Origin of the sequence: Cognatishimia sp. WU-CL00825 (assembly GCF_040364665.1) — a bacterium.
Lineage (GTDB): Bacteria > Pseudomonadota > Alphaproteobacteria > Rhodobacterales > Rhodobacteraceae > Cognatishimia.
Window position 1 is genome coordinate 1,352,597 of sequence record NZ_BAABWX010000001.1, and the last position, 20,937, is coordinate 1,373,533.

Genomic DNA, 20,937 nt, shown 5'->3' on the forward strand with positions numbered 1-20,937 from the left:
ATGATCGATATTCTCAATGCTTTGGTGGCATTCACCAATTTCGTTATTGTTCCTGCCTCTGCTTATGGCGCGCAATTGGCCATCGGTGCCCTTGGGGTGACGCTGATCTATGGAATTCTGCGTTTCTCCAATTTTGCCCATGGTGAAACAATGGCCTTTGGCACCATGTTTGTTTTGCTTTTAACGGCGCTGCTTCAGCAATGGGGTATTTCGCTAGGTCCGTTGCCAACTGCCCTGTTGGCCCTGCCCTTTGGCATTGCGGCTGCGGCCGCCTTTGTGCTGATCACAGATCGCACGGTTTACAAGTTTTACCGTCGTGTCAAAGCCGCGCCGGTGATGTTGGTGATCGTCTCGATGGGGGTGATGTTCATGATGAATGGCATCATTCGCATGATTGTGGGCACCGATGATCGGCGTTTTACTGACGGCGCGAGATTCATCATGAAAGCGCGTGAATTCAAAGAGATGACCGGGTTATCAGAGGGGCTGGCGATCAAAACCACTCAGGTTTTGACGCTGGTTGTTGCGGTGATCACTGTGGCGCTGCTGTTTTGGTTCCTCAATAAAACCCGCACGGGCAAATCCATGCGTGCCTATTCGGACAACGAAGACTTGGCTTTGTTGTCGGGCATCAACCCTGAGCGGGTTGTCACCATCACCTGGCTGGTTGTTGCGGCCTTGGCGACCGTGGCGGGCACGCTTTACGGGCTAGACAAAAGCTTTAAGCCTTTTGTGTTTATGCAGCTTTTGTTGCCGATCTTTGCCTCGGCTATTGTAGGCGGATTGGGGTCGCCGCTGGGGGCAATTGCCGGTGGTTTTCTGATCGCGTTTTCCGAAGTCACGCTGACCTATGCGTTTAAGAAGGTGGTGACTTATCTGGGCCCGGATGGCTGGGTGCCGGATAGTTTGGTGCAATTGTTATCTACCGATTACAAATTCGCCGTTTCCTTCGCCATTCTGATCATTGTCCTGCTGTTTAAACCGACCGGACTATTTAAGGGGCAATCGGTATGACCAATATGAAAACACCAATTTACTTTGCCCTGATGGGCCTGTTGATCGTCGGGGTTGGGGTTTTTGAATCCTGGAACAACGCGCTGTTTGTGCTGAACTTTGGACTGATCTCTGCGATCATGGCTTTGGGTGTGAACCTGCAATGGGGCTATGCTGGTCTGTTCAATGTCGGCGTGGTCGGGTTTGTCGCCCTTGGGGGGCTTGCGGTGGTTATCACGTCGGTTTCCCCTGTCGCCCCGGCCTGGCAGGCCGGTGGACCGCGCATCTTGTTGGCCTTGCTGATTATGGTGGGTGTGATCACTGCGGCCATCATGATGTGGCGACGTCTGCCAAAAGGCGCAATGCGCGGGTTGATAGTTGGCGCGATCCTGATTGTGGGCTTCTTTGTGTTTCGGGAAACTTTTGATCCGGCTGTGGCCGCGATCGAGGCAGTGAACCCCGCGCAACAGGGCTTCTTGGGCGGTCTGGGGCTGCCAGTGCTGCTGGCTTGGCCTGTTGGTGGGCTTTTTGCCGCTGGGGCCGCCTGGCTGATTGCCAAGACCGCGCTTGGATTGCGGTCTGACTATTTGGCGATTGCCACGTTGGGCATTGGCGAAATCATCATTGCTGTGCTTAAAAACGAAGATTGGCTGAGCCGCGGCGTTAAAAACGTCAACGGCCTGCCCCGCCCCGTGCCCTACGAAGTGGATTTGCAACAATCAGAAGGCTTTGTGGGCTGGATGGAACGTATTGGTGCAGATCCGGTGATTGGCTCGACGATTTTTGTAAAATTGTGCTATGCGGCCTTGTTTTTGGCGGTGATCATATTGATCGTCAGCTTGATGCAACTGGCGCTAAATTCACCTTGGGGCCGCATGATGCGCGCCATTCGTGACAATGAAATCGCTGCCGAGGCCATGGGCAAGGATGTCACTAAGAGACACTTGCAGATCTTTGTTTTGGGGGCCGCGATCTGTGGCATTGCCGGGGCAATGATGACCACTTTGGATGGCCAGTTGACGCCCGCGTCTTATCAACCGCTGCGCTATACATTCCTGATTTGGGTGATGGTGATTGTCGGTGGTTCGGGCAATAATTGGGGCGCGGTTCTGGGAGGCATGTTCATCTGGTTCCTCTGGGTCGAGGTCGAGCCGATTTCAATCTTTTTGGTCAGTGTTCTGACATCCGGCATGGATGCCACGTCGCCATTGCGCGAAGCCATTCTGGAACGTGTGGCCTATATGCGCCCGCTGACCATGGGGCTGATTTTGCTGCTGGTCCTGCGCTTTAGTCCACGTGGATTGTTGCCAGAGAAATAGCTCTGTGAAGGGCGACTGTGGCGGGCGTCCAGAGCGCCCGCCGACTTTTCTGCCACGCTTGGGCAATCTTGCGCGACGAATGGCCTTATAAAAAAGACTTTCGCAAATTCTTCCGATATTGTACTAATTATATAGTTTATGATTTTGGAGATGTGCAGGTGGCACGCCGTCGAAGTGAAATGCTCACGGATGTTGAGCTTGAATTCATGATCGCCCTTTGGGGCATTGGCTCTGGTTCTGTGCGCGATATCATGTCTGCGTTGCAGGATGATATGAAGCGCGCCTATACCTCTGTTGCCACAATCATGAAGATTTTGGATGACAAAGGCTATGTGACGTCCGAACGTGTTGAGCGCAGTTTGGTTTATAAGCCCGCACTCCAGAAAAGCGACTATGAGGGGCGGTCCCTCAGAAACTTGTCCAATTCCTTGTTTGGAGGCACGCCAACGGCCCTTGTCGCCCGTCTGGTGGATAACGAGGAACTGACTGACGAAATGATCCAGGAAATAAAAGAGATCATTGATACAAGGATCAGAAAGGATGACGGTTAGTCATATCGTAGGGGGGGCGATCTGGATTCAATCGATGATCCTGGTGGCCGCAATTGTCTTTGGTTTGTTTGAAGGGGCACTAACCCTCACAGGCCTTAGGCGCAGGTTTCTGACGCGCCGCCGTTTGGGCGTAACAGCAATCGTGAGTTTGGCGCTGTTGCCTTTGGTGCAGCCCTATCTGGTTGCCTCGCCCTATGCGGCGACTTTGAACGCCACGGATGTCGTGGTCGGCCAATACCTAAAGGGCAATCTCTTTATCAGCGCCAATGAAATGTCGTCTTTACTGGCGGCAAAAACACTTTGGCTGGAACAACTTACAACTGCCAGCGGGCTTTTGGCCCAGTTTATCATTGCGGTATTCATAGTCGCCTTTGTCGGGCGCGCTGGGTATCTGGTGATGAATTTCCGGCGAATTTGGCAAGCGGTTCAAGCCGGACAGTTGATGCGGCAAACGCGCCGTACGCGCGTGGTCATCAGCCCCGCAATTTCTGTGCCGTTCTCGACACGGGGTCTTTGGTATTACTATGTGGTGCTGCCCGACTCTATGTGCAGCGACTGTCAAACGATGCAAATGTCGATTGGCCATGAAATGCAGCATATTCGCCAAGGAGATGTCGACGCAGAGGTGATCTTGTCATTGCTCTCGCCCCTGGTGGTGTTGAACCCCGGCTTCTGGTTCCTATCCAGCCGGATGCGCCGCTTGGGTGAATTGGCCTGCGATCGCGCCTATCTGGCCCGTCGCGGGTTTGATGCGCACAGCTACTCTATGCGATTGTTGAATATTGCGCGCAGCACGCGATTTGCCACCCAGCAGCCAACAGCCTTTGGCGTGCCGTTGATTGGGCGCAGCGTGCCCTTTCTGGCGCGTCGGTCGATGTTGAAAGACCGCATTATTGAAATTGCCCGTGATCAGGCCAAACCGACGCGCGAAACACGTTTGTTTGGCTGGGGGCTTTCAGCGGTGATGGCTGTTTTGGTTCTGGCTGGCGCGACGTCGCTGGCCGAACCTGCAGACTGGAGTCACGAGCGGTTGATGTTGTCGTCCGTTGCCAATCTGGAGCGCCTTAATCAGTTAAACACACTGGCCCAACGCAGCTGGTGACGCGGTTTAATACGGCTGAGGGCGCAGAGTTCTACAGAGTTCTCCCATAGAAAAGGGCGGTTGGAATGTCTCCAACCGCCCTTTCTTTGATATCTGTACGGGGTCTAGACCTTCCAAAAGCAAAGGATGCCCCAGCAGATCGAGATAAACAGCGGCCCCCAGAGCGGCATCCCAATCAGACCCAGCCAGATCAGAAAGATAAAGCTGGTGCCCAACAGCGATAGGAACAACCGGTCACCGCGGGTGGTGGTGAGCCCAAGGATTCCCTTGCGCTCTGCCCCACCGGGATATTTGATTTCAACCACCGTAAGAAACCCGATTGCGCTGAAGATCCCAATGAAGATCAGGGCCGTTGGCCACGTCCATGCCATCCAAGAAAACATATCAAACCCTCCCCATCGCGAAGCCCTTCGCGATATAATTGCGTACAAAGTAGATCACGATGGCACCCGGAATAATGGTCAGCGTGCCAGCCGCCGCCAGCAGACCCAGCTCATAGCCGGCACTAGAGGCAGTTTTGGTCATCGTGGCGGCAATTGGCTTGGCGGCAACCGCCGTCAGGGTCTTGGCCAGCAGCAATTCCACCCAAGAGAACATGAAGCAGAAGAAAGCCGCGACGCCCACACCAGCTTTGATGGTTGGGATAAAGATCGACATGAAGAACCGCGGGAAGGAATAGCCATCCACATAGGCGGTTTCATCCAGCTCTTTTGGCACGCCGCCCATAAAGCCTTCGAGGATCCAAACTGCGAGTGGGATATTAAACAGGCAATGCGCCAAAGCCACCGCAAGGTGGGTGTCAAAGATGCCCACAGCCGAATAGAGCTGAAAGAACGGCAGCGCAAAGACAGCCGCCGGTGCCATGCGGTTGGTCAGCAGCCAAAAGAACAGCTGTTTGTCGCCCAGAAAGCGGTAGCGGCTAAAGGCATAAGCGGCCGGCAGGGCCACGGCAATCGAAATAACCGTGTTGATCGATACATAGAGGATCGAGTTGATGTAGCCCCAATACCACGTTGGATCGGTAAAGATGGTTTTATAAGCGTCCAGCGTAAAGGTCTGTGGAAACAGCGAAAAGCCGGACAGGATTTCATTGGTTGTCTTAAAGCTCATCGCGACAAGCCAATAGATCGGCAGCATCAGGAAGAAGATATAGACAATGGGAACGAGGGATCGTTTTTGCATGATCGCTCTCCTTAATTCAGATCGTCTTTGGTCATCAGGGTGTAAAACAGCCATGACACCAAAAGCGTGATTGCAAAGTAGATAAGAGACATCGCGGCGGCTGGTCCAAGATCGAACTGGCCAAGGGCGATTTTCACCAGGTCAATCGACAGCAAAGTGGTCGAGTTGCCCGGCCCGCCGCCCGTCAAAACAAACGGCTCGGTATAGATGTTGAAACTGTCCATAAACCGCAACAAGATGGCGATGGTCAGGACGTTTTTCATCTTGGGCAGTTGGATAAACCGAAACACCGACCAATTAGAGGCCCCATCGATTTTGGCCGCTTGATAGTAAGCGTCTGGAATGGAAACCAGCCCGGCATAAGACAGCAGCACAACCAGCGATGTCCAATGCCACACATCCATCGTGATGATGGTCATCCAGGCGGCAATAGGGTCTTGGGTCATGTCATAGTGAATGCCCAGAATATGGTTGATCGTATAGCCCATCAAGCCAATGTCTGGCAGCGCAAATATGTTCCACATCGCGCCCACAACGTTCCAAGGGATCAACATAGGCAACGCCATAAGCACCAGACAAACCGGCACCCAAAAGCCCTTGCGCGGCATAGAAAGCGCAATCGCGATGCCCAGCGGGATTTCAATGATCAGGATCAGAAAGGTGAACAGGAACTGACGGCCAAGCGCCGCATGGAACCGCTCAGACCGTAAGATCTGTTCAAACCACGTCAGGCCTTCCCAGAAAAACAGGTTGTCCCCAAAGGTTTCCTGCACCGAATAATTGACAACGGTCATCATCGGGATCAGCGCGTTAAACGCCACAAGCAACAGGACAGGCAAGACAAAGAACCATGCCTTTTGATTTTCGGTCTTCATATCAGGCCCCCTTCCCTGCGGGTTTGGTCGCATTCCAGCCATCGGCATAAACACGTGTCTGATTTTGTTTGAAGTTCAGATGCACGATATCGCCCTGATTTGGCGCATCGCCGTTTAAGATCGCTGACACGCGTTGTTCGCCTACCATGGCATCCACCACCCGGTGTCTGCCTACATCCGCAACGCGCCGCACATGCGCTTCGATGCCGGATGTATCTAGTGAAACAAACTCTGGACGAATGCCGATTTCAATCTGCCCCGAAGTACCAGGGTTCACCGCCCCTTCCAGGGCCACGTGATGACCATAGAAAAAGGCTTCACCCTGTCGCAGTTCGGCGGGTAAAACATTCATGCCCGGGGAGCCAATAAAGTGCCCCACAAAGGTATGGGCCGGACGTTCAAACAGTTCGACCGGTGTACCGATTTGCACCACCTCGCCGTCCTGCATCACAACCACCTGATCGGCAAAGGTTAATGCTTCGGTTTGGTCATGGGTCACATAGATCATTGTGCGCCCGGTTTTCTGATGCAGCTCTTTGAGTTTTGAGCGCAATTTCCATTTCAGATGCGGGTCAATCACCGTCAGCGGTTCGTCAAACATCACAACATTCACATCATCGCGCACAAGCCCACGGCCCATCGAGATTTTCTGTTTGTTGTCCGGTGAAAGCCCCGCAGCGCGGCGTCCCAGCATATCTGACACTTCAAGCATCTCAGAGATCTCTTGTACGCGTCTATCAATGGTGGCTTGATCTACGCCCCGGTTTTTCAACGGAAATGCCAGGTTTTCATAGACAGTCATCGTGTCATAGATCACCGGAAACTGGAAAACTTGCGCAATGTTGCGCTGGTCCGGTGGCAGATGCGTGACGTCTTTGCCGTCAAACAGGATCTGGCCTTCGGACGGCACCAGCAGCCCAGAGATGATGTTGAGCAAAGTGGATTTGCCGCAGCCTGATGGGCCAAGCAGCGCATAAGCCCCACCATCTTGCCAATCGACGTCAACTTCTTTGAGGGCGAAATCTTCCGGGCCCTTGGGCTCTGGAAAATAGGAATGCCTTAGATTTTTGAGTGTAATTTTAGCCATCTCGCCCCCCTAGGCGGCCCGGCTGCCGTCGGGCGCAAAGTATAAGCACGCGTCGGCATCCATGTAGAAAGTGTGGTTTTCCCCAATTTCATAGGGGTGCGCACCATGCGCGAGCGAGACCCATCCGTGGTCGTCAAATTCAAAATGGGCTGAACTTTCAGAACCGCTGAGTTCGGTCACACCAATGCGTCCGGTCAAGGCAACATTGGCCTGATCGGTGGCATTGGGCAGAATATGGTTTGGCCGCACTGCAACGGAATAGCTGCCATCCGCAAGAGCTGCTGCGTCACCCGTCACAGACCAGCGCACCTCTCCCATCACCATTTGGTTGCCTTGCTTGACAACGGGTGCGTGATTGATCGGAGGATCTGAGAAAATAGCCGCCGCCGTCAAAGTTGCGGGGGCGCGGTAGATATCCGCAGTGGTGCCAAATTGGGCCACGCGTCCATCCATCATCAGCGCCGTTTCACCGCCCAGCAACAGGGCCTCTTCGGGTTCTGAAGTGGCGTAAACCACCACGGCTCCGCGATCGGCGAACAATTCAGGCAACAATTCACGCAGCTCTTCGCGCAATTTGTAATCCAGATTGGCCAAAGGTTCGTCCAGAAACACCGCCTGGCTGTCCTTGGCAATCGCACGCGCCAAAGCGCACCGCTGTTGCTGACCGCCCGAAAGCTCGTGTGGGCGTCGATGTAACATCGGTCCCAGTTTCAGGATGGCGGCTGCTTCGCCAACGCGGTCTTCGATTTCAGACTTGGCCATGCCTGCCACCCGCAGCGGCGAAGCGATGTTGTCAAAAACCGTCATATGCGGATAGTTCACAAAGAATTGGTGGACCAAGCTGATTTTGCGTTTTTGCGTTGTCAGTTTGGTGACATCAGTGCCGTCCATCAGGATCTGTCCAGAGGCAATGGGATCAAGCCCAGCCATCATTTTGATCAATGACGTCTTGCCAGCGCCGGTTTCGCCCAGCAGCACGTTGAAGTGGCCTTTTTTCAACGTCAGGGTTGTCGGCTTGATGTGGGTCACACCGCTAACAACCTTGGATAAGTTCTTGAGTTCAAGTGCCATTTTGCACCTTTGTATTTAGAGATACCGCGCGGTTTCGCGGAGATTGGCTGGGACCACTTGGGCCCCAGCCTGCGTCAGACCTTGGTCGTCACGGGGAGTGGGTCAGGTCAGACGGGTGACGTTAGTTGGCGTTCCAGCGGGCGACCAACTCTTCATAGTTGACGGTTTGGCCAGCGGGCTTTTCATTGTCCAACTTTGGCTTAGCGCCACCATTGGCAAACCACCAGTCAGCGTCTTTCTCTTCGTTCAGACGCGGACCGCAACCACCGTAGACGCTTTGCGCTTCGTCAGCACGTTGCATACGGGCCATGGTGATGTCCATTTCTTCAGCCAGACGGTTCATCGCTTCTTGAGGGGTAAAGGCCCCAGAGTTCACGTCGCCAATTTGCTGCCACCAGATTTGTGCCAGTTTTGGATAGTCAGGCACGTTGATGCCGGTTGGAGACCAAGCCACACGATCTGGCGAACGGTAGAATTCTACCAGACCACCCAGTTTTGGTGCACGTTCTGTAAACGACGCGTGGTTCACCGAACTGTCGCGGGCAAAAGTCAGGCCAACGTGTGATTTTTTCACATCAACTGTTTTGGATGTCACGAACTGTGCGTAAAGCCATGCCGCTTGGGCGCGATCAGAGGGTGTGGATTTCAGGAAAGTCCATGAGCCAACGTCCTGATAACCAACCTTTTGGCCTTCTTCCCAATATGGACCATGTGGAGATGGAGCCATGCGCCACAGTGGATTGCCGTCGCCATCAACCGTGTTGTTGCCTTCGGATTGTGGTTTCACCATGTCTGCGGTGAAAGCCGTGTACCAGAAGATTTGCTGGGCTACGTTGCCTTGGGATAGTGCTGGCAGAGACTGGTAAAAGTCAAAACTTGCGGCACCTGGAGGCGCGTAGTTCCGCAGCCATTCATCCCATTTGCGGATCGCATAAACCGCTGCTGGGCCGTTTGCTGCGCCACCGCGGGTCACGCTTGCACCGGCTGGGTTACAAGAGCCCGCCTCCATGCGGATGCCCCATTCATCAATCGGCACGCCGTTTGGCTCGCCCTTGGAACCGGCACCGGCCATCGACAGCCATGCATCGGTCATACGCCACCCCAGATCAGGGGCGCGTTTGCCATAATCCATGTGGCCGTAGATGGCTGTTCCGTCGATTTCTTTCACGTCTTTAGAAAAGAACTCAGCGATGTCTTCGTAAGCCGACCAATTGACTGGCACGCCCAGATCATAGCCGTATTTCGCTTTGAAGGCTTCTTGGAAATCAGCGCGGTCAAACCAGTCTTTGCGGAACCAATACAAGTTGGCAAATTGTTGGTCAGGCAGCTGATACAGGTCGCCATCTGGTCCAGTTGTGAACTGGGTGCCCATGAAATCATCAAGGTCCAGGGTTGGTGATGTTGTTGCCGCCCAATCGCCCGCCATCTGATCAGTGAGGTTATAGGCCAATTGCAAACGAGAGTGCGTCCCGATCAGATCAGAGTCGTTCACATACCCATCATAAAGGTTACGTTGGGTTTGCATTTGCGTTTGAACCGCTTGCACAACTTCGCCCTCACCCAGGATCTGGTGATTGACTTTGATGCCCGTGATTTCCTCAAAGGCCTTGGTCAACACTTCGGCTTCGTAGCCGTGTGTTGGAATGCCTTCGGACAATACGTTGATTTCCATGCCTTTGAACGGAGCTGCGGCAGAAATGAACCAATTCATCTCGCCCATTTGAGCATCTTTGCTGATCGCTGACGGCTGGAATTCCGCGTCAACCCAGCGCTTGGCAGCTGCTTCGTCGGCATAGGCCGAGTGTGTACCCGCAATCACGGCAACAGCCGCAACAGCGGAAAGAAGATACGTCCGCATCTTTTCCTCCCAATTGTATAAAGTCCGGCCTCTCCGCCGGGTGCTTTACGTTTGCAAATGCACGGGCCTCAGTCAACTAATAAATTAGTAGATGGGTGTTTGCAGACGGATTTATTGAAAAAGAGGCAATGTAAACATTTGTAATAAAACAAAAACATTCTCAAAGGAACGCCTCATTTATCAAAAAGAAACACGCATATTTTGGCCATAGAATTGAAAGGGTCGGCAAAAAAATCACGAAATACGCCCAGAACAATGGCCGCAATCCGATATAGAATTTCTTCAATCCCTAGAAATTTTCTGTGGCCTTGACCTCATAAAGCTCGATCGGCAACCCGTCAGGGTCTGAGAAAAATACGAATTTTGCGCCGGTGAATTCATCGACCCGCAGCTCTTCGGTGGCAATCCCTGCTTTGGTCAGGGCATGGATCGAGCTTTCAATGTCAGTCACGGCAAATGCAAGATGGCGTAACCCCTGTGCTTCGGGCGATGATGGACGTTTTGGCGGCGCAGGAAAGGAAAACAACTCTATCTGACCGCCATCTGGAAGTGCCAAATCAAGCTTCCAAGAGTCGCGTTCCGCCCGATGGTTTTCAGCCAAAACCTTTAGCCCCAAAACCTTGGTATAGAACTGTTTAGACACCCGGTAATCGCTGCAAATAACCGCAACGTGATGAATGGACTTCAGGGAAATCATCAAAAAATCCTTTAGCAAGGTTTGGCGACAGGCGCGCAGGTCTGGCCGTGCAAATCATCTTTGCCATTCAATGTCGAGGTTGCCAAACGCAAAGCCCACCGAGGGTGGACATATAGCGACATTGACATGTTTGGCATTGAGACCTTTACTTTCAGTCACGAGAAGTCAAAACCGAACAGCTCGGTGGCACAGATAAAATGACGCAAAACACATTTTCGACCAGAGGATTGACCAAAGTATATGGCGAAGGACGCTCAGCAGTGCACGCGCTGCGTGGTGTCGATTTGGACATTCCACAAGGAGAGATTGTCGTCCTGTTGGGGCCGTCGGGCAGCGGGAAATCCACATTGCTAAATATCATCGGCGGTCTGGACCAGGCGACAGATGGGCAGGCTTTTTTTCAGGATCAGGACTTGTCGCTGATGAGTGACAAGCAACTGACCCGTTATCGCCGTGACCACGTGGGGTTTGTGTTTCAGTTTTACAATCTTATGCCCAGTTTGACGGCGCGGGAAAATGTTGAGCTCGTCACAGAAATCGCGCGGGACCCGATGGATCCGGATAAGGCGCTGGAATTGGTTGGGCTGCGCGAAAGGGTTGATCACTTTCCGGCACAATTGTCGGGTGGCGAACAACAGCGTGTGGCGATTGCGCGCGCGGTTGCAAAGCAGCCAACGGTGCTGTTTTGTGACGAACCAACTGGCGCGCTGGACAGCGGCACCGGTCGCTCTGTTTTAAACGTCTTAAAAGACGTGAATGAAAAGCTAGGTGCCACAGTGTTGATCGTCACCCATGCAGCCAGCCAAGCCGCGATGGCCGACAGGGTAATTCATTTTGCAGATGGTGGCATTCGCGACATTGTGAAAAACCACACAAAACGAACCCCAGAAGAGATTGAGTGGTGAGCCCGCTGGATCATAAATTGCTGCGCGATTTGTGGCACATGAAAGGTCAGGTTATTGCCATTGGCCTGGTGATCGCCTTTGGGGTCGGCATGTTGGTGATGATGACGGGCCTCGTGACATCTTTAAACGAAACCCGCACGGCCTATTACGAGCGGTACCGACTGGCCGATATTTTTGCACCTGTCACACGCGCGCCCAACCGGCTGACCACCCGTTTAAGCACCATTGACGGGGTGCGCGCAGTAGAGCCACGCGTCAATGGTGGGGCACTGATTGATTTGCCAAATGTCGATTTACCGGTGCAAGCGCGCGCTGTGTCCTTACCAGACCTGCGCATGGCCCGTCTAAACGATGTGTTTCTGACCAGCGGCCGGATGATCGACAGCGACCGCACCGCAGAGATATTGCTTTTGCAGTCCTTTGCCAAAGCCCATGGGTTGCGGCCCGGCGATCAGTTACATGCCACAATGAATGGAGCACGACGCAGTTTTGACATTGTTGGGCTCGCCCAAAGCCCCGAGTTTCTGTACACAACCGCCCCCGGCGAAATGATCCCAGATGATGCGCGCTTTGGTGTGATCTGGATGAGCCGCTCTGCCCTTGCCGCAGCCCATGACATGGAGGGAGCCTTCAACGAAATCTTGTTGTCACTGTCGCGCGGTGCAAATGAAGCTGCGGTTTTGGATGCGGTAGACCGGATTTTAAAACCCTATGGCGGCACCGGAGCCTTTCCACTGGCAGATCAGATGTCCAACAGATTTGTCAGCGAAGAAATCGGCGGCTTGTCTGCGGCAAGCACCAGCGTGCCGCCGATCTTTTTGGCTGTGGCCGCGTTTTTGCTTTATATCGTCGTCAACCGGATGGTGCAGTCTGAACGCGAAGAAATCGGTCTGATGAAGGCCTTTGGCTACAGCAATCTTGAAGTTGGAACGCATTATTTCAAATTTGTGCTGGTGATTGCAGTGGGTGGGGCCTTGGCCGGATGCTTGATGGGCATCGCCGGTGGTCGGGCTCTTATTCAGGTCTATATCACCTATTTTAAATTTCCGTTTCTGGTGTTTCAGCTTGACCCGGCATCATTTGTGATTGGCTTTGGCGTCAGCATTTTGGCAGCCTCTGTTGGCGGCATTTTGGTTCTGCGCAACGTTTTTGCACTGACCCCTGCCGCGGCGATGCGCCCGCCTGCCCCCGCCGATTACAGCCGCACGGGTCAATTTGGTCAGGCGTTGAATGCTTGGCTGGATCAGCCTTCGCGCATGGTGCTGCGCCGCCTGATGCGACAACCAGGCCGGATGTTTGGGGCGATGATCGGCATCGCCTGTGGCATGGCCCTCAGTGTTTCTATGATCACGATTTATGCTGGATTTGACCGCACGATTGACCTGACATTCAACGTTCTGGACCGCAGCGATGCGACTGTAAGTTTCAATCACGCAGTGTCAGAGTCCGCAATATTTAGCCTGCGCCGCATGCCTGGCATGGCTTTGGTCGAACCGGTGCGCCACGTGCCCGCCGTGCTTTACCATGGACGCCACAGCTTTCGCGGGGTGGTCACTGGACTGACGCCCAAGGCGCGGCTACGGCGGGCTTTGGACGCAAACCTTACAGAGATCCCATTGCACAATTCGGGCATTGTGTTGTCGACGGCTTTGGCCGATCTGCTGCAAATAGGCCCCGGCGACATATTGACCGTTGATGTGCGCGAAGGGCGGCAGCCGGTGTTGCACATCCCGGTCACGGCCGTGGCTGAAAGCCTGCTTGGGTCTCCATCTTATATGGATCTTGCCGCGCTCAATCGTGCTTTACGCGAACCAAACCGGGTCTCTGGCGCGTATCTATCGCTTGACCAAACCAAAGCGCAAACCATCTTTGAACGGCTCAAAGACATGCCAACGGTCGCCGGCGTCAGTCTGAAATCGCAGGCCGAAGTGGCGTTTCAAACCCTGATGAACACCGGTGCCGGTGCCATTCGGTATGTTATGGGGCTGATCGCCTTTGTGATCACTTTTGGCATTGTTTATAATGCCGCTCGGATTGCCTATGCAGAGCGGTCTCGTGATCTTGCCAGCCTACGGGTCATCGGATTTTCCCGTTCAGAAACCGCTTTTGTACTGCTTGGCGAGCTGGCGGTTGTGACGCTCGTCGCTTTGCCGATTGGCGGTATCCTCGGTTATTATCTGTCCTTTTTGATTGCGGCTGGGTTTTCTAGCGAGCTGTACCAAATCCCCGCCATTTTTGACCCGGCCAGCTATGGGTTTGCTGCCATGGTGGTGATCGGCGCAGCTGTGATTTCAGGTTGGCTTGTGAAACGTGATATTGACCGAGCAGATCTTGTCTCGGCTTTAAAAACAAGGGAGTAGAGGTCATGGCCAAAGCAAAAAAACGGTCCAGACTGATCCTAACCGCGGTCTCCGCCCTTTTGGTTATCGGGACTTTGACGGCGGCTTTTTGGCCCAAGCCACTGTTGGTTGATATGGGCGTGGTCACACGTGAGAAATTACAATTAACCATCGCCGAAGAAGGCCGGACACGGGTGCGTGACGCCTATGTGGTTTCCACCCCAGTTGCGGGGCAACTGCAACGGGTCAGCGTACAACCCGGCGATCGGGTTGTACGTGGCGAAACCGTTGTTGCCCATATGCGGCCTACCAATCCCTCTGCGCTTGACGTGCGCACCCGCGAACAGGCACAGGCCGCTGTGACCGCAGCCGAAGCGGCCCTGCGGGTCGCCCGCGCTGATCTGAATGCGGCGCTGGCAAACCGCGACCTGAGCCAAGCAGAGCTTGCCCGCACAGAGCAGCTTGTAAAACGCGAGATTTCGAGTGATGCCGCGCTTGATCGCGCCCGCCAAGCTGCGCGGGTAACAGCGGCCAATGTCGATACAGCCGAAGCCGCAATATCCATGCGCGAAGCCGAAATCACCAATGCCCGCGCGCAGTTAATTGGCTTTGACAACCCCAGACTTGCCTCCTCGCTTGGCACGGCCTCTGACGATATCCCGCTTTATGCTCCGACCGATGGGCGGATCTTAAGAGTGGTGCAGCAAAGCGAAACATCGTTGCCTGCTGGTGCCCCCATCATGGAGATTGGCAATATTGAAAATGATCTGGAGATCGTGGTCGAATTGCTCTCGACAGACGCAGTTCAGGTGACGATTGGTGACCCGGTGCTCATAACCGATTGGGGTGGTGCAACCAAATTAAATGGCGAAGTGATCCGGGTAGATCCCTTTGGCATCACGCAGTTCTCCGCACTTGGCGTGCAAGAACAACGGGTCAACGCGGTGATTGGATTTGCCAGCAAACCGCAGGATTATACCGGGCTTGGGCATGGGTTCCGCGTGGAAACCCAAATTGTGGTCTGGCAAGAGCAGGATACTTTGGTGGTGCCCGCCAGCGCACTTTTTCGCAATCAGGATCAATGGGCTGTCTTTGTGGTCAAAGAAGGCCGCGCCGTGTTGCGCCCCGTGGAAATTGGACCAAACAATGGTTTCAAAGCGCAGGTTCTAAATGGTGTCGCAAACGAGGAACACGTTATCCTCTACCCAGCCTCCGGCCTCTCTCAAGACATGCGAGTGGCGGAACGGGTGATCAATTAGATCTGGCATTAATGATAAAACAGCTTAGTCGCGAGGGGGCAACCAAGGGGCAACAAAAAGCCAGAAAACTGTGACCCGACTTGCCATTTAAGCGGGCGATATTTGTCAAAATCGATCTTATTATTTACCGTCGGCACACAAATATTCCACCCCGCGAAACCACAATGGCACTCAAGGTGTCAAAGCGATTTTCGGTCTGTGAAAGTATTGGCGGAGACGAAGGCCTCCAAGCCTACCATTAAGGCGAAGCCGTTGGGCTGCCCGACGAATTGACTGGGATGCGGAGGTAAAAAAACAACCGAGATTTCCTAGTCGGCCATAGGCTGGTCTCCTCTCAACGTTTGCTTGGTAAACGATCTCCCTCAACGGATTGCATACTTTCGCGCACCGCTAGGACTGAAGAATAGGTCGACACGCAATATGGCACCAAGAACGTGAGTGCGATTTTGAGATATGTTGCCAAATCAATATGGCCTGAAAGCAATCGATCTCCGTGGTTCAAAAAGGCAAGCACAACGCCAACGACTGAGGCGACACGAACGGCACGCACAGCTACCGTTCGTGTCGTAGCAATGGCAAAGAACCCATTCTTAGATTTGGAAATCGTCATTATTTCCAAGCTCTTATACCCGTTTGACCCGCAGCTTAGTTTTCAAATCAGTGCGGCAGAAGGCGTGTAGGAAACAAGTCTGTTCAGAGATATCCAGCATCTCTTGAGCGATTTCATCAGACTCAGAGGTCAGCAGATAGACATGTGTTTCGATAGGGTCCGCCTGCCCTGCTTTTCCGGTGCCCCCAGATGCGCCTCCAAGAGAGAAATGTGTGTCCTGAACGATACGGTAGTCCGGCAGATCCAGCTTCAGCATACTCACAAAGCGTCCGAACTGGGTCATAAAGCAGAAACCAATACCCGCAGAAATGAGGGAATTGGCATCCGGCGCACGCCCATCTTCTGATGACAGAAAACGAAAGGATGTCCCATACGGAGAATATTGCATCTGCTGGATATCCTTGACCCCATCTTCACGCAACACCGCCACAGCACCGATATTCAACCGGCGATCTTGTTCGGCGGCCAAGGAAGACGCGCCCGCTGAAGTACCCAAAACAACATTTTTTTTCGGGGTCGGGCCTATGGGTTCCATATGCAGCAGATCATCAACCGTAGCGTCGGATTTGGCAAAGTGGTTGCCTGGGTCAGGAAAGAGCGACACGTCCAACTCTGCAACATTGGCAGTTGGCAGTTCTTGTCCGTTTTTGCCGAGCTTAAAGAGACTTTCCAATTGGCCGCGCATCAGCCCGTTCAAAGGCGATGCGTGAATTGCGTTCATTAGGAAAGTATTAAGTTCGCCATCCGGCAAGTCGCAGTCAATTTCTACGAGTAGCTCTACAGGCTCTGCCCCGCCAACCATGGTCCGCTTCGGCATAGAGCCTTTCATCGTGTAGTAGTTGTCTTGGATCAGTTTCAGTTTGCGGATTTCCACGCCCTGCAATTCAGCTAGTGCAATGATTTCGTTCATGTAACTTGCGACCATGCCTGACGATAAGAAAGCCAAAGGGCATGGCGCAGCGTCATGACCGTTCAGATAAGGGCCTTCATCGCTGACAAGGCGCCAAGTTTGGCCGGTTTTGGCAGAGCGAACAAGTGCTTCTTTCTGAAATCCACTCAGGCTGCGAACCCAGGTACGAAGTGCGTCCCCCTTGCGATTTTCGGGTGCGTCGATGCTGACTTCATCCGCATTTGCGACTTTAAAAAAGGGAGGAAGGTCACTGGTCCCGATCATATCTTCGCCGATTTTGGCCATCTCAGTTACTCCATTTGATTTGTAAGTCTTCACGAAACGCAAACCGTGTTAGGTGGCTGGACATCACTTGCTGTAGTTTGGCCAGGGCTTCAGCGTCTTCTGCGCGAAGAACCATCACCAGTTGGTCTGCCTTTGCAATCATTTCAGCGCTTCCAAATGGAAACAGGATCTTCCCCTCATGCGAGGAAAACACCACATCAATTTTGTGGCCAAAATGCTTGCACAACTGCTGAAGGTATCCGCTGGCATTGGGCGTAGTAATTTTTGCCGATGAAACGTGTTTCATAGGTTTCTCCGAATTTAATTGCGCTGAGTCGTGTTTGATCAGCGACTTGGAATTGAAGCCAACCCAACAAGGCTTAGCCCGGTGAGACTAGCGTGCTGGAACTGGTCCAACATTCACGATGTCGTATTTCTTGTTTAGTGCAGCCACTTTTGCATTGTTCTCAAAATCTGCGTCGCTGAATTTGACAAGCTCTTCGAGGTACTGATCAAAACCAGATGGCTGGTAGATCATCAGCATGCGTGCAGCGTCGCAGCCTTCAGATATGATGCAAGCGTGTTCGACCCCGGGCGGAACATGAAGACAGGTCCCTAGCGCTGCTGTCATCCAGTCTCCGTCAATGTAAAAATCGACCGAACCTTCTAATATATAAAAGGTCTCAGCATGGTAACAATGCAAATGAAGACCCAACTTGAAATTGGCTTCCAAGTTGTCCTCCATCAGAGTGTAATGTCCGCCGGTATCTGCGGACGAGACTTTGACAAATGTGTGGTCTGCGGACCATTCGTAATTTGTCCCGCCACCCGCCGGAACATATGAATATCGCTTGCTCATCACCTGCATCCGATCAGAGGTTTACTTTGCCACCGTCCACGTTCAACGTCTGGCCCGTCACAAAATTGCTGTCTGGCGTGATCAGGTACATAAGCGACCCTAGCAGGTCTTCAGGCAGCATTTCACGCTTTATCGAACGAGACTGGACAGTTGGCGCGCGCGCCGGATCAAAGCCAGCGTGGCCCTGAAGCGCTTCACTTTCAGTCAAACCCGGTGCAATCGCATTAACTTGGATGTTCTTGTCTCCAAGCTCGCGACCAAAGCAGCGGGTCAACGCAATGACCGCCCCTTTTGATGCGGTGTAATGCGACAAACCAGGAGGACCGTAAAAGAAGGTCCCTGAAGCAATATTAACAATTTTGCCACCGCCGGCTCGTAACATAGCTGGGACGACCGCCTTGGTTGCCTGATGCACACCACGAGCGTTTACGAGCATAACTTTGTCAAATTCGTCATTGTCGATCTGCATAAACGGTTTTGGTTCAAGCGCTGCAAAAATAGATGCGTTGTTGACGAGAATATCTAGCCTACCAAATTCCTTTTCGGTAGCTTGGACCATGGTGGCAAGGTCATCGTCCGAAGTGATGTTAACGTTTAATCCGATCGCAGAACCGCCCGTGCTTTTGATCGCCGCAACTGTGTCTGCGGTATCCAACACATCCGTGACCACAACATTTGCACCTTCTTCAGCCATGCGAGTGGCCATCACTGCGCCGATTCCGCGAGCTGCGCCGGTGATGACAGCAGTTTTTCCTTCTAGGCGTCCCATAACATCCTCCAGTCTCAAATTTCGATTTCAAGAATTTTGGCGACCTCGGGCCAGCTTTTGGCACCGTTTTCGCGTAAATCATTCGTCAAGTCTTCAGGCACCCAATCCAGGAAACACTTCTTGAAGTTAGGCAGAGCTTCGATGCGCGAAAACCAGTTTTCAACATTCGGCAGCCGGCCGTTCTCCCACATATCTCGCATCGACATCATTGCGAGGCGGTTCACGTATGGGGTCATAGCCACGTCGGCAATCGAGAATTTATTTCCAACCAGCCAGTCGCTACCATCACTCAGCGCATCTTCCATCTTATGCAGATAGGTGTCGTAAAGTCTTACCTTTTCGGTGGCCCCAGTTGCTTTGAAACCATAACGCGTGAACCCATCTTTTTGACTCTTCCAATCCGACGTCACAGAAATTGGTGGCGTTGAGGCAAGGAACTTTTTCACGCCATCTTCGCCCAAGTTCTTCAAAACCGTATGACGATGTGAACAAACGAAAGTCATCGCACCGCAGGCTGGGTGCAGATCTTCATCAACCGCCTTGGTCCAATAGCGAACTTGTGCATATTCCCATGGGTCAGACGGATGCATCGGGTTTTCAGGCACGATGTGATCTAGATACTCACAAATAACGGTGGAATCCGTTATCACAGTTTCATTATGGACCAACGTTGGAACAACTGCCTTTGGATTGAGTTTCATATACTCAGGATCAAACTGTTCACCTTTTAGAATATCGATATATTTGCCATCCCAATCGATTCCCTTCTCGTCCAAAGCAAAGCGTACTTTTGCAGCGCAAACCGAGGAACCGTGGTGATAAAGTGTAAAAGTCATAGCTGCACCGTAACCCATTTCAGTTCTGTCATTGCTTCCATATCGGCATCCGTGCCCTCCCGCCCAACACCGGATTCTCCGTTGCCTCCAAATGGCACATGCGCCTCGTCATGGATGGTCGGCCCATTTATGTGGCACATCCCAGCACCAATATTTTGCGCAAAATGGAAAGCTTTATTGATGTCTTTGGTGAAGATCGCCGAGGACAGGCCGTACTCTGAATCATTTGCCTTTTCGAGCCCTTCCTCATAGCTATCAATTGGATAGATGGAGCTCACAGGTCCAAAGGTTTCGCTTTTGCAAACCGTCATTTCTTCGGTCACGTCGGTCAAAAGCGTTGCCTGACAACGATTGCCTTCCCAATTGCCACCGGCAACGATATTCGCACCCTTAGCAACCGCATCTTGGATGTGATCGGCCACTCGCTTCCGCTGTCTCTCGGAGATAATTGGAGCAATAACAGTCTTTGGGTCACGAAGATCACCCATTCCAATTTTGGTTGCCACCATTGAAAAACGCTCGACGAACTCGTCATAGAGTGGACGTTCTACATAGAAGCGACTTGAGCCTATGCAGGCTTGGCCAGCAAACATGTAAATCGAACGCGCAGCGAGTGGCACTACTTCATTCAAGTCCGCGTCCGCGAGAATTACGGTTGGGCTTTTACCCCCTAACTCCAGCGTGTTCGGTGTCTTGTTCTTCGCACAAATCTCATTAATGTGCTGACCGACAACTGATGACCCGGTGAAGGTCACAAAATCCACGTCCTTATGCCCCGTCAGATCGTCGCCGATTTCGTGCCCAAAGCCCGTGACGACATTGTACGCGCCGGGTGGAAAACCGGCTTCGGCCACGATCTCAGCAAAGAGAACTGTTAGATGCGGTGCCATTTCGGAAGGGAGATGTACAACGGTATTTCCCACTGCCAGAGCATTAGCCACTAGCCGGGTGGTTTTAATCAATGGTACGTTGAACGGCGTGATGACAGCCACTACACCAAGCGGCTCTCGAATAGACATTGAAAACTTGCCCGGAGCATCAGAAGGAATGGTCTCCCCACGCACATTTCGGCAGATACCCGCCGCTGCACGGATCATAGTCAGGCCCTTGTCAAACTCAAACATGGCCTTTTGGAACGGAGAACCAATTTCATCCACAAGGCAGTTGATGAGTTCATCTTTGCGCTGTTCCATGATTTCTGCAACGCGGAGCAACCAAAGTTCGCGCTCTTTGGGCAGGGTTTTCTTATATCCTGGGAACGCCTCTTTTGCAGCTCCCACCGCTTTGCGCATATCTGCACTGCTCCCTTTGGCCGCAAGAGTATAAAGCCTGTCATCCAGCGGGTTTAAATCCTCAAACGTTGCACCATCTTCGGCATCGACCCACGCGCCACCAATAAAGTGTTGAAGCGAGGTAATTGTTGTTTTGGTGTCCATTTTTAGCTCCTAGAT

At 52.8% G+C, this 20,937-nt stretch carries 21 protein-coding genes; 7 read left to right on the top strand and 14 right to left on the bottom strand.

Features of this window, described 5'->3' with window-relative positions:
* The first annotated feature begins 3 nt into the window (after positions 1-3).
* The 4 genes from ABXG94_RS06715 (at position 4) to ABXG94_RS06730 (ending at position 3,965) form a co-directional block, all read left to right on the top strand.
* Positions 4-1,014, top strand: coding sequence for a branched-chain amino acid ABC transporter permease (locus ABXG94_RS06715; RefSeq protein ID WP_353534013.1), 1,011 nt, complete (start codon positions 4-6; stop codon positions 1,012-1,014).
* Between the two features lie 5 nt (positions 1,015-1,019).
* Positions 1,020-2,312, top strand: coding sequence for a branched-chain amino acid ABC transporter permease (locus ABXG94_RS06720; RefSeq protein WP_353534015.1), 1,293 nt, complete (start codon positions 1,020-1,022; stop codon positions 2,310-2,312).
* Positions 2,313-2,470: 158 nt separating this feature from the next.
* Entirely contained in the window at positions 2,471-2,863 is a 393-nt protein-coding gene (locus ABXG94_RS06725) for a BlaI/MecI/CopY family transcriptional regulator (protein WP_353533061.1), read from the top strand.
* On the top strand, positions 2,853-3,965 hold the full coding sequence (locus tag ABXG94_RS06730) for a M56 family metallopeptidase (protein ID WP_353533062.1): 1,113 nt from the start codon (positions 2,853-2,855) through the stop codon (positions 3,963-3,965). The genes ABXG94_RS06725 and ABXG94_RS06730 overlap by 11 nt, the downstream gene beginning before the upstream one ends.
* A 104-nt stretch (positions 3,966-4,069) precedes the next feature.
* Here the strand turns inward: ABXG94_RS06730 and ABXG94_RS06735 are convergent, their stop codons facing one another.
* From ABXG94_RS06735 to gloA2, 7 genes are all read right to left on the bottom strand, one after another.
* A complete protein-coding gene (locus ABXG94_RS06735; RefSeq protein WP_353533063.1) occupies positions 4,070-4,348 on the bottom strand; it encodes a DUF2160 domain-containing protein in 279 nt (92 codons plus the stop codon).
* Position 4,349: 1 nt separating this feature from the next.
* The gene (locus ABXG94_RS06740; protein WP_353533064.1) at positions 4,350-5,147 is read right to left on the bottom strand and encodes a carbohydrate ABC transporter permease; all 798 of its coding nucleotides are present in this window, start codon (positions 5,145-5,147) and stop codon (positions 4,350-4,352) included.
* A gap of 11 nt (positions 5,148-5,158) precedes the next feature.
* Positions 5,159-6,022, bottom strand: a complete 864-nt coding sequence (locus ABXG94_RS06745; protein ID WP_353533065.1) for a carbohydrate ABC transporter permease — start codon at positions 6,020-6,022, stop codon at positions 5,159-5,161.
* A 1-nt stretch (position 6,023) separates the two neighbouring features.
* Complete coding sequence (locus ABXG94_RS06750; protein WP_353533066.1) at positions 6,024-7,109, bottom strand: ABC transporter ATP-binding protein; 1,086 nt, start codon at positions 7,107-7,109, stop codon at positions 6,024-6,026.
* A 9-nt stretch (positions 7,110-7,118) separates the two neighbouring features.
* Positions 7,119-8,180: an ABC transporter ATP-binding protein gene (locus ABXG94_RS06755; protein WP_353533068.1), complete on the bottom strand. Its 1,062-nt coding sequence runs from the start codon at positions 8,178-8,180 to the stop codon at positions 7,119-7,121.
* 121 nt (positions 8,181-8,301) lie between these two features.
* Positions 8,302-10,038 (bottom strand): ABC transporter substrate-binding protein, encoded by a 1,737-nt coding sequence (locus tag ABXG94_RS06760; protein ID WP_353533069.1) that lies wholly within the window; start codon positions 10,036-10,038, stop codon positions 8,302-8,304.
* A gap of 289 nt (positions 10,039-10,327) precedes the next feature.
* The gene (gene gloA2, locus ABXG94_RS06765; protein WP_353533070.1) at positions 10,328-10,735 is read right to left on the bottom strand and encodes an SMU1112c/YaeR family gloxylase I-like metalloprotein; all 408 of its coding nucleotides are present in this window, start codon (positions 10,733-10,735) and stop codon (positions 10,328-10,330) included.
* 197 nt (positions 10,736-10,932) lie between these two features.
* On the opposite strand from gloA2, the gene ABXG94_RS06770 reads away from it, so the two are divergent.
* Genes ABXG94_RS06770 through ABXG94_RS06780 form a run of 3 tightly spaced genes read left to right on the top strand, consistent with a single transcriptional unit; the run spans position 10,933 to position 15,238 of the window.
* Positions 10,933-11,640, top strand: a complete 708-nt coding sequence (locus tag ABXG94_RS06770) for an ABC transporter ATP-binding protein (protein ID WP_353533071.1) — start codon at positions 10,933-10,935, stop codon at positions 11,638-11,640.
* Positions 11,637-14,000 (top strand): ABC transporter permease, encoded by a 2,364-nt coding sequence (locus tag ABXG94_RS06775; RefSeq protein WP_353533072.1) that lies wholly within the window; start codon positions 11,637-11,639, stop codon positions 13,998-14,000. The genes ABXG94_RS06770 and ABXG94_RS06775 overlap by 4 nt, the downstream gene beginning before the upstream one ends.
* A gap of 5 nt (positions 14,001-14,005) precedes the next feature.
* On the top strand, positions 14,006-15,238 hold the full coding sequence (locus tag ABXG94_RS06780) for an efflux RND transporter periplasmic adaptor subunit (protein ID WP_353533074.1): 1,233 nt from the start codon (positions 14,006-14,008) through the stop codon (positions 15,236-15,238).
* A 334-nt stretch (positions 15,239-15,572) separates the two neighbouring features.
* Here ABXG94_RS06780 and nrtS read toward each other — a convergent pair whose 3' ends face one another.
* The 7 genes from nrtS to ABXG94_RS06815 all read right to left on the bottom strand — a co-directional run bounded on the left by nrtS (position 15,573) and on the right by ABXG94_RS06815 (position 20,922).
* A complete protein-coding gene (nrtS, locus tag ABXG94_RS06785; RefSeq protein WP_353533075.1) occupies positions 15,573-15,848 on the bottom strand; it encodes a nitrate/nitrite transporter NrtS in 276 nt (91 codons plus the stop codon).
* 13 nt (positions 15,849-15,861) lie between these two features.
* Entirely contained in the window at positions 15,862-17,043 is a 1,182-nt protein-coding gene (locus tag ABXG94_RS06790) for an OsmC family protein (protein ID WP_353533076.1), read from the bottom strand.
* A 1-nt stretch (position 17,044) separates the two neighbouring features.
* A complete protein-coding gene (locus ABXG94_RS06795) occupies positions 17,045-17,329 on the bottom strand; it encodes a DUF2218 domain-containing protein (protein ID WP_353533078.1) in 285 nt (94 codons plus the stop codon).
* Positions 17,330-17,416: 87 nt separating this feature from the next.
* Positions 17,417-17,881, bottom strand: a complete 465-nt coding sequence (locus tag ABXG94_RS06800; protein WP_353533079.1) for a cupin domain-containing protein — start codon at positions 17,879-17,881, stop codon at positions 17,417-17,419.
* 13 nt (positions 17,882-17,894) lie between these two features.
* Positions 17,895-18,650, bottom strand: coding sequence for an SDR family NAD(P)-dependent oxidoreductase (locus ABXG94_RS06805; protein ID WP_353533080.1), 756 nt, complete (start codon positions 18,648-18,650; stop codon positions 17,895-17,897).
* Between the two features lie 14 nt (positions 18,651-18,664).
* Positions 18,665-19,486 carry a glutathione S-transferase family protein gene (locus tag ABXG94_RS06810; RefSeq protein WP_353533081.1) on the bottom strand — a complete coding sequence of 274 codons (822 nt, stop codon included), beginning with the start codon at positions 19,484-19,486 and terminating at the stop codon, positions 18,665-18,667.
* Positions 19,483-20,922 carry an aldehyde dehydrogenase family protein gene (locus ABXG94_RS06815; RefSeq protein WP_353533082.1) on the bottom strand — a complete coding sequence of 480 codons (1,440 nt, stop codon included), beginning with the start codon at positions 20,920-20,922 and terminating at the stop codon, positions 19,483-19,485. Before ABXG94_RS06815 ends, ABXG94_RS06810 begins: the two co-directional genes overlap by 4 nt.
* Positions 20,923-20,937: the final 15 nt, after the last annotated feature.